Source organism: Psychroserpens luteolus (assembly GCF_021032705.1).
In the GTDB taxonomy this organism is placed as follows: Bacteria; Bacteroidota; Bacteroidia; order Flavobacteriales; family Flavobacteriaceae; genus Psychroserpens; species Psychroserpens luteolus.
On the sequence record NZ_JAHVXI010000001.1, the window covers coordinates 553,127 to 566,765 of the forward strand.

At 30.7% G+C, this 13,639-nt stretch carries 14 protein-coding genes; all 14 read right to left on the bottom strand.

The window, feature by feature from the left end; translation table 11 throughout:
• Nucleotide 1: 1 nt before the first annotated feature.
• Nucleotides 2–2,239: a lantibiotic dehydratase family protein gene (locus KWG70_RS02435; RefSeq protein WP_230934404.1), complete on the bottom strand. Its 2,238-nt coding sequence runs from the start codon at nt 2,237–2,239 to the stop codon at nt 2–4.
• Between the two features lie 7 nt (nt 2,240–2,246).
• Complete coding sequence (locus KWG70_RS02440) at nt 2,247–3,458, bottom strand: lanthionine synthetase C family protein (protein ID WP_230934405.1); 1,212 nt, start codon at nt 3,456–3,458, stop codon at nt 2,247–2,249.
• A gap of 180 nt (nt 3,459–3,638) precedes the next feature.
• Nucleotides 3,639–5,843 (bottom strand): peptidase domain-containing ABC transporter, encoded by a 2,205-nt coding sequence (locus KWG70_RS02445; protein WP_230934406.1) that lies wholly within the window; start codon nt 5,841–5,843, stop codon nt 3,639–3,641.
• 68 nt (nt 5,844–5,911) lie between these two features.
• The gene (locus tag KWG70_RS02450) at nt 5,912–6,880 is read right to left on the bottom strand and encodes an LLM class flavin-dependent oxidoreductase (protein ID WP_230934407.1); all 969 of its coding nucleotides are present in this window, start codon (nt 6,878–6,880) and stop codon (nt 5,912–5,914) included.
• Nucleotides 6,877–7,824 carry an LLM class flavin-dependent oxidoreductase gene (locus tag KWG70_RS02455; RefSeq protein WP_230934408.1) on the bottom strand — a complete coding sequence of 316 codons (948 nt, stop codon included), beginning with the start codon at nt 7,822–7,824 and terminating at the stop codon, nt 6,877–6,879. Before KWG70_RS02455 ends, KWG70_RS02450 begins: the two co-directional genes overlap by 4 nt.
• Nucleotides 7,825–7,891: 67 nt before the next feature.
• Nucleotides 7,892–9,070, bottom strand: coding sequence for a lanthionine synthetase LanC family protein (locus KWG70_RS02460; RefSeq protein WP_230934409.1), 1,179 nt, complete (start codon nt 9,068–9,070; stop codon nt 7,892–7,894).
• On the bottom strand, nt 9,045–9,224 hold the full coding sequence (locus tag KWG70_RS18000; RefSeq protein WP_394801617.1) for a class I lanthipeptide: 180 nt from the start codon (nt 9,222–9,224) through the stop codon (nt 9,045–9,047). Before KWG70_RS18000 ends, KWG70_RS02460 begins: the two co-directional genes overlap by 26 nt.
• Nucleotides 9,225–9,239: 15 nt before the next feature.
• A complete protein-coding gene (locus KWG70_RS02465) occupies nt 9,240–9,410 on the bottom strand; it encodes a class I lanthipeptide (RefSeq protein ID WP_230934410.1) in 171 nt (56 codons plus the stop codon).
• A gap of 40 nt (nt 9,411–9,450) precedes the next feature.
• Nucleotides 9,451–9,618: a class I lanthipeptide gene (locus KWG70_RS02470; protein ID WP_230934411.1), complete on the bottom strand. Its 168-nt coding sequence runs from the start codon at nt 9,616–9,618 to the stop codon at nt 9,451–9,453.
• A gap of 42 nt (nt 9,619–9,660) precedes the next feature.
• The gene (locus tag KWG70_RS02475; RefSeq protein ID WP_230934412.1) at nt 9,661–9,813 is read right to left on the bottom strand and encodes a class I lanthipeptide; all 153 of its coding nucleotides are present in this window, start codon (nt 9,811–9,813) and stop codon (nt 9,661–9,663) included.
• A gap of 84 nt (nt 9,814–9,897) precedes the next feature.
• The gene (locus tag KWG70_RS02480; protein WP_230934413.1) at nt 9,898–10,062 is read right to left on the bottom strand and encodes a class I lanthipeptide; all 165 of its coding nucleotides are present in this window, start codon (nt 10,060–10,062) and stop codon (nt 9,898–9,900) included.
• Between the two features lie 79 nt (nt 10,063–10,141).
• Nucleotides 10,142–10,309, bottom strand: coding sequence for a class I lanthipeptide (locus KWG70_RS02485; RefSeq protein WP_230934414.1), 168 nt, complete (start codon nt 10,307–10,309; stop codon nt 10,142–10,144).
• Between the two features lie 131 nt (nt 10,310–10,440).
• The gene (locus tag KWG70_RS02490; protein WP_230934415.1) at nt 10,441–12,843 is read right to left on the bottom strand and encodes an outer membrane beta-barrel family protein; all 2,403 of its coding nucleotides are present in this window, start codon (nt 12,841–12,843) and stop codon (nt 10,441–10,443) included.
• Nucleotides 12,844–12,952: 109 nt separating this feature from the next.
• A complete protein-coding gene (locus KWG70_RS02495; protein WP_230934416.1) occupies nt 12,953–13,636 on the bottom strand; it encodes a response regulator in 684 nt (227 codons plus the stop codon).
• Nucleotides 13,637–13,639 lie beyond the last annotated feature (3 nt).

The window sequence follows — 13,639 nt, forward strand, 5'->3', positions numbered from 1 at the left end:
TTTACTTCTTCAATTTTCTCTCATTATAGAATGATACGATAATTTGATTGGTACAATATTGTGTATCTTGTTTTACTCTATTATTATTAACAGATAAAAATTCTTTTAACTGAAACTCGGTTCTCTTATTTACTAAATTCAGTAACATTTTTACTGAAGTTAAGTTTTCAAAGTTTACTAATAATTGATTATCTCCATCGGCTAGCAATACATATTTTGGTATGTTTAACTTGAATCTTAACTGGTTAACTGCCTCTTTTAACTTATCATCATCATTTTCATTTTTAAGTAACGTGTCTATCCTATTTTTCTTGATATACCATGTTGCTTCGTGAAGAATAAGGTTATTGTATTCTACTCTTGGCAGAAATTCATAATTCTCACTTAAAGGGCCATAATCAAACCACATTTCACTTCTAATTTGTTGTGTTTGTAAGTCACATAAAAAGTGATAAATAGGTAATGAATTGTGGCTATAATTATGAGCGTTAGATAATCGCGGTATTACTTCTTTATTGTGCGTTTTTGACCTCAATACAATATCAGTATTATTTTTTATGGAGATCATAAGATCATCAATTGGCAACTGAAATTGTTCTGGTCTAAGCGATTTAGCCAAATACGGAATTTCATATTCACGCAAATTTGGACGCATTAAAATATTACCCACTCTAGATTCTGGCAAATGAACAATTTCAGCAATAATTTTGTTCGAATTAATTTTAGATTCAACATCTGAAATTTCTTGAACGAGTTGCTTCATTTCTTTATCACCATGGCAAAACCTCCCAAGAAGGTTAGCAGCGCTAGAACCTCCATATCCATCAAACTTAATTTTTTGTTTCCCTTCAATTTCAAGAATTTCAATCATACAAGAAAAAGTGTCTGGTAGATCATCCCAGTTCTCCTCTATATTCTCAAAATCACGCTTTGAGATTGTAATGGTAAATGCATTATTTTGATAGGCTTCAATCAACTTTTTTTGAAGAAAATCGTGTATCGGAGACCATTTAATCTCTCTTACGTTATACTTCGTTTTTTTTGATTCAAGAACAAGATTGTCAACTAAAGGATTAATATCTCCATGACCTTGGTTTTGTTTATATCCTAATCCTATTTCTGTATCTAGAGCTTGAGATAATGGTACTTCATTTTCTTCAAATCGTTCATAAAAAGCGTCTCTAAATTTGGTCAATGACGATGTTCTTTTTTTAGCATTGATTTTATTTAATAGTCTAAGTCCATTTTGAATATCTCTAATAATATTTTTGTCAAGTGTATTTGTTTTTCGGCCAAGAATCATGTCTGTTTGAAACATGAATTTTGGATTAGTGTCTGTTTCAAAATCATTGAGAAGAGCAATCACTTCTTGATATGTTTTAGTATCATTTCCTAGAGTATTGTCTATCGTTTTCAGTTGGTTTCTAATTGTATTTAGTTTTTGAATAATCGTTTCGACATTTTCCAATTTACTAAGCACAGAAAATATTTGGTCTAAAAACTCGGGACCTGATACCGAAGGCTCGAACTCACTAACAAGTAACTGATTTGAAACTAATTGCTCTACATAACCATAAGCTTCATCTTCTGTGACCTCTTTACAAACCAATACATTTGCAAGATCTTTAAGTTTTGCACCTGTTTTAGCAAGCGTTAAAACCTGATCCAAATAGCTTGTATGATCTACTGAAATGATATAATGATAGCGTTTCCCTTTAATATACTTGTATTCAATATATCGTAATTGATTCGCTATTTTGTAAATACTTGTATTTGGAAAAAACAGAAGTTGTTTTTTTACATGTTCAATTTTTGTCAAGTCTTGAGACAAGGCTACCAAATAGTTCATGTCTAACCTTGTATGACGTTTATGGTCTTCAATACTGTTTAGACTAATGTTAGTTTCATCACTAAAGGTTCCAATAGAACATCCAGCAAATAAACCAAAAGGTGTACATCTAGAAGACATTCGAGATAAGTATTTTAGTATTGAAAATTTAAGCTTATCTACATCTTTCACATTTTCAATTTCTCCATTTATCCATCTATTGATTGCATTAGACAATGCAGGTGAGGCTAGAAAAATGGCTTCTTTTACTCGAACATCAGAGCAAAAACCTTTAAATTGTTCATCTGAAATATGCTCCTTTGCTGTTATTTGCTTATAAAAGTCAAATGTTAGTAAAGGGCTTCTTAATACATAACTAGAGAAGTTTTTATATGGAATACGATTACCCATGCAATAGCTAGTTTATTATTAAACATTCATCCCAATGCGCATCAAAATCGCTTAAATAGCTAATCATTGCCAATCCGATACCAGTTATTCCAGTAAGAAGCGATAGATCTTTAGACCAAGTTTCGTTATCAGGATTCCACATTTTATAACCTGCAAAACCATCATCAAAACTTGCCATTTTAATACCTTCAGTTATCCAAAATTCTAAGGCATCTTTAAATATAGTGTCGCTAGTTTCTCTATAAAGTCTAGTATAAATTAGAGCGTTTCCAAAAGCACCATGACATAATCCAGCATCTTCAACTTTGGTGTCTTTCGTTGTTTTTCTAGACGTTGTATGTTTCAGTATAGTTAAAGCTTCAGTTTTTAAATTATTATCCTTTAAGGCTTTAGACGCTTTAAACAATGCGACACCTATTCCTAAGTCACCATAACACCATGCTAATCTGCTTTGACCTTCGGGTATATTATCTTGTGTTACCCAATTAGGGAATAAACAATACGTCTCTTTTTCAGTATTTTTAAAGCGCTTAATATAGCTTATAGCTCCTCTTAAAAGAAATGCTACCCTATTCTTGATTATGTTTTCTTCATAAAGTTTAGCAAGAATGAATACAATACTAGATATCCCATGAGATAAGCAAAGATTATATCCTTTTTGTATAGGTTGAAAAGTTAAAATTGACAACCACTTTAAACCCTCTTCTTCTTTTTTTGATTGGTTTTCTAAAAATGAGATAAACTCTAATAAAATGCTTTTATATTTTTCTTTTAAGGCGGCCGAGCTTGTGTTTTGATATCTATATAAAAAGTAATAGACTTGACCTATAGCGCCATGCAGGAAATCGTAATTGTCTTGTTTAAAATTAGCGTCTAATGCTGTGTACAAATAGTCATCTATATCTTTAAGTAAATCATCGCTTCCAATCTCAATAAAGTGATTTAATTCCAAAAAGTCTAAAGTCCAACCAAAACCAGCAATTCCATTAGAATACAAAGGTGAATTATAACCATGGTTAATCTTTTCAATACAATGACTTAAAATATTTGCACCAAAATTGGCATTATCCTCTATGTCTAAGTATTTCGAATAATAGAACTGAAATAATGCCATGCCTGACAGCCCTGACATTAAACCAATATGTTCTTCATTAATGTATTCTGTCTCAATAATTTTGCTAATCTCTGCGAGTTTGGCTTCCAAGAGATGTTTATTCATAAATCTATTTTTATCTGAAATAATAATCCATAACCATATAAAGTATAGGCTCATCATCTATTTTGAGAATTAAAAGAGCAAACAGAATTAGCACTATGACTAAGCTTAAAATAATAAGACCATATTTTACAACAGCAAACCTGTTTTTATCTAATTCTTTTTCTAAATTATTTTCCATAACTACGATCCTAATTCCAATTGGTTTTTAACAAGGTTATAATAGTTTGATTTATTGTTAACCAAATCTGTATGCGTCCCTTGCTCAACAATTTTACCGCTCTTTAATACCACGATTTGATCTGCATTTTTAACAGTACTAAGCCTGTGCGCAATAATAACAACCGTTTTATTTTTAAAAAATGCTTGTAAATTGTTATGAATAATTTTTTCGTTTTCAGCATCAAGTGCACTTGTAGCTTCATCAAAGAAGATATAGTGTGGGTTTTTATAAACAGACCTAGCGATAAGTATTCTCTGTTTTTGTCCTCCTGAGATTCCATTTCCTGAGGCTCCAATTTTAGTTTTTAGCTTTTGAGGTAATCCGGAAATAAATTCTTCTATATTAGCTGTCTTGATTGCAAATTGAAGTCTTTCTTCATCTATTTCGTCATCCCCTGTTGCAATATTTCTTTCTATTGTACCTGAAAAGATATACCCTTCTTGCATCACAACACCGCAGTTTTCTCTCCAATTTTTTGGTGAAATATTCTTTAGATCATGTTGGTTTACATAAGCACTACCGTTAACAGGATTATAGAATTTTAAAAGAATTTTCATCAAGGTAGTTTTTCCACTTCCACTAGCTCCAACAATTGCCGTTGTCTTTCCTTCAGGAATAAATAAGTTGATGTTTTTTAAAACAAAAGGAGATTTTGGTCCTTCATATTGATAGTCTAATTCATTTAATCGGATGCCTTTTTCAACACCATTTTGGTAGGTTAAGTCCTTTTCGCTAAGTATAATTTGCCCTTCTTTTTCTTCCTCTTCCTGATCCTGAACTTCACTTAGGCGTTCCATACTAAGCCTAGCATCTTGAAGCGATCTAAAAAAACTGATCAATTGATTTACTGGAGAGTTCATTTGACCAATGATATAAGCAATAGCCAGCATGGATCCTAAAGTAATATTTCCAAAAATCACCTCTCTAGCAGCAATAAAGGTTACCAAGATGTTTTTAAGTTGATTTATAAAATTAAAGCCCATTAATTGAAACTGATCTAATTTTAAAGCTCTCAGATTAACGCCAAAAAGCTTTACTTGAATCGTTTCCCATTCTTTTCTTTTAAAATCTTCAAAACTATTTAGTTTAATCTCCTGAATCCCATTAATCATTTCATAAATAGACTCTTGATTTTCACTTCTTCTTTGGAAACGATAATAATCTAAGATTCTTCTTTTCTTTAAAAAATATATAGACCATAGTACTGCAACTAAGGTTAGAATTGAATAGGCAATTACAATTTTATAATCATAATATAGGAGTACGAAAAAGAATATTGAAAAGTTAATTATTGAAAATAATGTGACTAGCGATTGTGAGGTTAAAAATTCTTCAATTCTTTCATGATCTTGAATTCTTTGGTTGAAATCACCTATAAGCTTAGAATCAAAAAAGTTAATAGGAAGCTTCAGTATTTTTTTAAAAAAATCTGAAATGATTGTAATATTAATCCTTGTTCCTATATAAAGCATAATCCAATTACGAACAATCTCAATAACTATAGAACCTAAGAACAAAAAGACTTGTGCTAGCAAAATAATAAAAACAATACTCAAGCTTTTACTCTCAACTCCTTTGTCTATTAACGATTGTGTTAAGAAAGGAAAAATCAAGGTAAATAAACTTCCGGCCATCAGACCCAGAAATAATTGAAAAACTTCTTTTTTATATGGCTTTAAAAAGCCTAGTAAGAACTTGAAGTCTATACGCTTTTTTTTAAGAACCTCCTTTTTATAGAATTCTTCTGTTGGATGCAAAAACAGAGCAACGCCTTTATCGTTTTCGGTAAGCCATCTTGATTTAAATTCTTCTTCGTTTAAAGAAATTAGGCCATGTGAAGGATCTGCAATTTTGTATTTATACTTTCCGGTAAGGATGTTTTTTTTATGATTATAGAGTACAACAAAATGGTTTTGATTCCAATGAAGCACACATGGCAATGTTCCTTCTATATCAAGTGTTGTAAGATCCAGCATACTTGCATGTGTACTAAATCCTATTTTTTCAGCGGCTTCAGAAATCCCTCTTAAACTAACACCATCTCGTTTTAAATAAGAAATATTCCTGATGTAGTCAATTCGGTGTTTTTTTCCGAAATAAGCTGATATCATGGCAATACAAGCTGGACCACAGTCCATTTGATCATGTTGAGGAATTAACTTCATAAATCTTAAACACTTTTATATTAAGCTATAGCTATCAAATTTGATAGCTATAAAAGGGTTAATGTATATTAATTGACAATTGTTTCTTTTTGCAAATTGAATCGGTCACTTATAGCATTAATATTGGAAAGCAATTGTTGAGGGTCATCTGTTAGGTCGTGAATAATAAATTCATCAACACCATATAAATCTTGGTATTCTAAGAGCATATTATATAGAGAATCGATGGTAACCGCAAAAATTTTAAACCCTTCATTTTCCCCTTGACCATAATGAGCTTTGAGCTGCTCCAATGCTTTTAGAGCTTCAGGCATTGTATTTTTCATACAAATTGAAATTCCAATATTCACTTTAGGATAGACCTTGTGTTTTTCAAAAAAGTCTTGCTTAAATTTCAAGAGTTCTTCTTTTTTATAATCATCCTCTCCTGGCAATGAGTGAAATAATGAACGACTATAGTTAAGTCCATATTTAATAGCTGTTTCAACATTTCTATAAGACGTAGACAAATACCACATTTCTGGTGCTTTTCCACCATAAGGAGGTATTACTACTTCATTTTCTTCAAGGTTTTTCTTTTCATTATAAAGCAGGTCATAGATTAATTTTAGCTTGTCATCAAAATCTTGTCTAAAACTTTTTCTGCTATTTAGATCTCTGTCCATTTTAACAACTTTCTTGGTCTCTACAAGTCCGCTTCCCTTAGCTAATCCTAGATCGATTCTATCATAAAACATATTATTCATTAGCTTATAGTTTGTCACGACAGGATAGGCATCATGTATTATAATTGTAGATCCTGCTGAACCAACTTTTATTTGATCTGTCATTCCTGCTATGATACCAATTAATAGATCTGGATTTGTAAATGCTGTTGTAGTTAGAGGTCCATGATGTTCCCCTAACCAGAATCTAGAAAACCCTAGTTTATCTGCTTCCACAGCATATTCTATGATTTCTTCTATTGTAGCCATACTATTTTTATCTATTCTATAGCCATATTCTAATAGTCCTATTTTAATGTCTCTATTTATCATACCAAAGCCAATAGATTAAATTTTTCGCTTATGAGTTCTACATTTTTAATCTTGGCCTCATTAGTTACGGCAAAATCATAAATGATAAATTCATCAATACCAAAATCGTCTTGATATGACAATAACATTTCGTGCATAAGGTCTATAGTTGTTGGTATAATATTAAACGCTTCTCTTGCATTTGCTTTTGTTTCAGCTATAAAATCGTCTACTTTTTTAGTAGCTTCTTCAATAGTATCTCCAATATATACTGCTAATGCTAGTGCTACTTCTGGATAATGACCGTTTTTCTCAAAGTACAATGACTTACATTTTAAAAGCTCTTCTTTTTTATGCTCTATTTTTCTTCCTGTACCATGAAATATAGATCTACAGAAATTTAATTTATGCTCAATAACCGTATCAAAACTGCGGTATGATCCTGACAAATACCATAAATCTGGTGTAGAACCACCAAGAGGTGGAATTAAAAGATTGTGTTCTTTTAAATTCTTTTCTTCATTATTAAAGAGGTCTACGATACTTTTAAGATTCTCATCAAAAATTTTAAAGCTAGTATCAACATTAAGTTTTTCGTTTGCGAGTTTCATGATAAGCTTACTATCTGGAATCCCCTTAGACAGCCCTAGATCAATTCTATTGGAGTAAAGATTATTAAGCATTTTAAAATTTGTAGCTGTCGAGTATGGTGAGTATAAACTAATCGACGTTCCAGCAGTTCCAACTTTAATTCTTTCGGTCATTCCTGCCAATATGGTTAGCAAAATCTCTCCATTAGAGAACGGGTGGTTAGGATAAGTGTAGTGATGTTCGGCCAGCCAAAACCTAGAAAAGCCTTTATTCTCTACTTCAATAGCATAATTAATTATTTGCTCAAGTATACTTAAGCTATCTATTTTTTCTCTATATCCGAGTTCTATAATTCCTAATTTAATTTGTCCCATGTGTTTTCTTATTAAAATATTAATAGTCTATATGATAAGCGTCATTAATAATGATGCTAAGCGGTATCTAATAAAAATTTAGAAACCTTAAATAGTCGTGCCCTAATTCTTTTTCCTGAGCCATTAACATGATACCTATACCACAAATTCCTTCAGAAAATGATAAGTGGGTATAATCATGTTGTGCATTATAATTAGAGTGGTAACCTGCCCAAGCCGATTTCTTGTTATCCTTATTTAGTGTAATGTCTTTCCAATAATTAACAGCTTCCTGTAGTTTTGAATCTTCTAGTTTTGTATTTACTTTGCTAAACAGCGCACATAAACCAGAAGAGCCATAAAATAAGCTGGCATCTTTAGTATATTTCTCATTATTGTCTCTAAACTTGGCTGCATTTTGAAGAATATCAGACCCTATAGCTAAAAGGTCATCATTTTGCAAAAGTGTTCCGGCATTTAAAAATGTATATCCAATTCCAATATCTCCATATGCCAGATCTTGATAATTCAATTTTTCTTTTTCATTGGCTTCTAATCTAAACCAATTGACTCCTTTTTTCTCATTAAATTCATAAAGAAAATTAAGACCTCTTAATATTAATGACTTTAAATTGTTATAGGCTATATTTTTTGAATAGGCTTGAAGTAAAAAATTAACTATACCTGCTACTCCATGAGTCACACCCAATTCTACAATCGGTTCTTGAGGGTCTTTTAGAATGGATTCCCAATACACAAAACTTTCAACTGTTATCGTTTGTTCTTCAATTGATGATAATAAGGCAATGAGTTCAGAATTAACATCAATAAACTCTAATCTATTTAACAAATAATAACCAGCTTTTATAGCGCCCAACATTGGATCTAGATTTTTTTTGTTGGTCTCCTCCAATAAAAAATCTTTAATGATGGTATCCGAATCAACTAAAAGCTCATTGATGTCTTCTTTGTCTATAACACCTTGTTGGTATAAAAAAAACAGATAATCTCCTAGATCAATAATATTGTTAATGATATTGGTCCCTTTATAATGATCGCCAATGCCTTCAATACTTTTTTCTAAATAGGTTATTACATCATTTAAATACACATCATCATTAGTAAATAAATAATAATAATAATGATATAATGAAAGTCCTAATAAACCATCCATAATTCCCATGTTAATAAACTTGGAATCATTTTTTATAAGCGCTTCTCTTATTAAATCTGGCTTCGTATTAATGTGTTTTGTTATCACCTTCATCTGTTTGGGTTTCAGAGCAATTTGACCTTGTACGACAGGAATACAATAAACAAGAACCAGCAGCTAAATTATGATGTTCAAATGCTGGTTCTTGCACTTGAAGATTAGAGACAATCTTTTTGTTTAATTGTAATTTTTTGTTCAGTCTAATCACTATTAATGTTCATTATTATTCTTTCTCTTCTCCTTTACATATTTTTGGATGCGAATTACATGAAGCGAATAAACATGATACCTCTTGAGCTAAACCTCCTTTGATATTAGTTAAGCTATCGTCTTGTAGTTTACTCACGACTTCTTTGTTGAGATAGAGACTTTGATTTAGTTTGATTTTTTTCATAGTACATACGTTTTTAAAGTATTATTATCTAAAATGGTTGTTAGGCCTCTTTTTCTTCTTTTTTAGAGCTGGTATTACAACTAAACATATAACAAGATCCAGATTCTGCTGCCATACCTCCTTTTACATTTGCTAATTGATCTTCTTGTAGCTGACTTACCACCTCTTTGTTGAGTTGAAGCCCTTTTTGTAGTTTAACTTTTTTCATAATACATTAGATTTAGTGTTAATATTTAAAGATTTATGACTCCTATTTTTCTTTTCGTTTAGAATTACAGGTTAAGTATATACAGGATGCTCCAGCTGCCATTCCGCCTTTTACATTTGTTAATTGATCTTTTTGCAATCTACTTACAACTTCTTTTGTAAGTTGAAGTCCATTATTTAGTTTTATTTTTTTCATGATAATTTGGATTTAAATTTGAAATTAAAAAGAAGATAAACAGCTAGTTTTTAGCAACTAGCTGTTTACTTGTTCATCTAAGAATTAAAGCTCTACTGGAGCATCTTTTTTCTTAGTGTTACATGAGAAGATTCCACATGATCCAGCCGCAGCCATACCACCTTTAACATTAGCTAATTGATCTTCTTGTAATTTACTTACAACCTCTTTGTTTAGTTGTAATCCTTTGTTTAATTTGATTTTTTTCATAATAAATGATTTTAAAAATTAATGAATAAGATATAAGTAGCTCTACTAAGCCACTTATTTGAAACTCAAAAAGACACTACTATTGTTCTTGAGGAGTGTCTTTTTTCTTTTTAGTATTACATGAGAATAATCCGCAAGAATCAGCTGGTGCTAAACCACCTTTAACATTTGCTAATTGATCTTCTTGTAACTTACTTACAACCTCTTTGTTTAGTTGTAACCCTTTGTTTAATTTAATTTTTTTCATAATAAATGATTTTAAATTAATGAATAAATAAGCTGTCTTTTTGTGTCGTAAAGCTTTTATTGGACGTCCAAACTTGCAAGTTTTCTTTTGTATATGTTTTAGGGTTTATAGCGTTTTACGGCATAACCCTTTTAGTTTCCTGTTCTAGCTTTTTCTTCTTCATTACCGAAGTCTTTTCGGCTAACGTTTATCTTTTTATTTCCAAAATTATATCTGAGAGAAACTCTCAATCTCCTAGAGTCATAATAGTTCTCAAATGTTGTTCTTACACCATTACTAAATGCTGTAACTTCAGTAATTTGGCTTCTAAACAAATCACTTCCTGTTACAGATAACTGTAGATCTCTGTTTAGAAAGAAAAATTTAAGAGCAACATCTACACTATAACTAGAGGATGTTTTATAGATGTCATAAACCCCTGGGAAATTATACCAAGCATCAATACTAGAAATTATTGTTCGGTCTTCATTTAACACAAAACTGTTGCTAGTCGAGATATAAGCATTTACTCCATTTCGTCTATCATTTATAAAATCTAAAAGCGACTTTGTATAACTATAATTAATGTTTAGTGTATTAACACTTTCCCATTTTTTCCATGTATTGAATGTGTAAGATTCTGTAAGGCCAACAGTGTAACTATCATAGTAATTTTGAGGAACTACGGCTCTTATTCCTGTTTGATTATCTATGGTTACTATTTGTCCAAAACCATCTTTTATCTGTGAGAAGTATAAGCTACTCACCCATTTTTGTTTATTGATATAAGAGAGCTCTATATTATCGGAAAATGAAGGTTGTAAAAAAGGATTTCCTTCAACAAAAAGAAAAGGGTTTTGAGTAATTCGGAAAGGGTTCAGATATTCAAAATCTGGTCTTGATATTCGTTTATTATAGCTCAATGAAAATATATGATCTTCACTTGGAACATAGTTAATATATGCACTAGGGAACACTTTCATATAATCATTTTCATTTGTTTGATTTAATTGTTGAGATAGACCTTCAGTAGTTGTATTTTCTAGTCTTAAACCAATTTTAGTGCTCCATTTATCATTAAAGTTCCTATTAGCTGAAACATAAAGTGCCGTATTGGTTTCTTTGTATTCGAATTGATTGGTTTGATCGAGATCCAAAATTGGAATTCCTGTTGTGGTATCAAAAAAGCTCACATCATTATCTGAGTTTATAAATGATAGTTTACCTCCAAAATTGATTTCGACCTTTTTTAAAGGAAATTCGACATCTACTTTAAATGAATAATTATTAATATTTTGTCTTCCATCATTTTTTCCTGCATTAAAACTCCCAGGAATTTCTTGCTCGTTGTTAAAAAAATTAGAGGAGTTATAGTCTCTAGAACTGTTATCTATAAATGTGAAATAGTCTAAATTGAATGCGATATTCTTTCCTATAGAATCTAGCTTATAATCTGTATGAAAATTAATAGAATGTAATGGTGTTGACTGTTTGATATTCGACTTAGAAATAATTAAAGAGTCTACAGCTAAAGTCGTTTTATTGATAATATTGGTTCTATCATTTTTGTTTTCTATTCTGAGGTCATCGTATCCTAATTGGTATTGAAATCCTGAAGATAATCTGTCACTCCACTGATAATTCAGTGCAATTCTTGTACTCACACTATTATCGTAAAATACACGTCTTGGGTTTTCACTGTCCCAGAGTTGATCATCAAATTCAAACTCATTGGTATCAGTAATAAGTTTAGAACCTTTGTCATAAGATCCATTTATATATAATGATGTTTTGTTTTTTCTATATCTAAAACTACCTGCAATATTTCCATCGGGATAAGTGTATTGGGTATAAGTTCCTCTCAAACTGGCTCTCCAACTATTTCTTACTCCTTTTTTATATATGATATTAATTAATCCACTATTACCTTCTGCTTCATATTTTGCAGGCGGATTAGTAATAATTTCTATTTTTTGAATTTCTTCTGAAGGAATGGACTTTAAATAATTGGTCAAATCATCTCCAGATAAATTAATGAGGTTACCATTTACCAAAACTCTTATATTGCTTTTTCCAAGCATAATAATTTCGTCGTTCCTAAGTCTGAGATAAGGTGCTACTTTTAAGATATCTGTAACATCTCCACCAGAAGCAGATATAGAATTTTCGACATTAAAAACAAGTCTATCAACTTTCTTTTCAATAAGGTTCTTACTCGAGGAAATAATAACCTCATCTAACTCATTTTTACTAGGATATAGTATGACATCACCTAATTCTAGTTTTTCGTTTAAAGTTATATTAATGATTTCTGTTTCGTAGCCTACATAACTTATATTAATGATATAGTTATCCTTTTCGGCCTCTAATTTGAAATAGCCTTTATCGTTGGTAATAGTTCCTGAAATTATCTTACCATCTTGCTTGGTTAATACAACATTTGCATAAGCAATGGCAATATTGGAAGAGTCTTTTACAACTCCTACAATTTCTACCTGAGAATGTGCTACGGAAGTAACCAAAAAAAACATAAAAAACAGAGGAATTAATTTCATACGTAGGTTTTCTCAAACTTAGATGTAATTTCTTTTTTCTTTCCATTTTTAATCATAAAAAAAGTAAGGACAATCCTTACTCTTTTATACTTTAATATGTCATTTTCAACTAAATAAACCCTTTTTCTTTAGCTACCAAAAGTAGTTCTCTATCATCAACACTTTTGATATTAAAAAGGTGTTTAAGGTGTCGTTTTCTTTTCTCAATCCCAGCTATAGATAATGGCAAAATACTTGGAAGATCTTTCATTCGTGTTCCAATAGACAGTTCGTATAAAATCTTTCTATCAATGTTGTCTAAAAGAAAATCATTAGCTACTTGTTTACGCAATAGCCTTATAACAGTTTTACTATAGTAGGGAGGGTCATTTATGATTGTATCTATAGTTTCAATAAGCTCTTTGGGTGTGATATCATTTTTTATTAAAAATCCATCTGGATTCAAACTCTTAAAAATACTATGAACCCGATAATTATCATTAAAGGTTGTGGATACAATGATTTTAGTATTGGGTAATAATTTGTTAATTTTTAAACCAAGGTCTTCACCTGAAATAATTTTTCCGTCTTTAGATGGTGGTAACTTAATATCTAAAAACACAATATCGAGTACTTTTTTTTTTTTGAAAATATCATTAATCATATCCATTGAAGTGTCACAATCCTGAACAGTATCTATTGAAAATGTAATGTTCTCATTTTGCTTACTATAATAATCAAAAGCTGTTTTATACGCCTCTGTAATAAGTGGGTGATCATCAATAATAAGAACTGAATATTTCTTGTTTTCCATAGC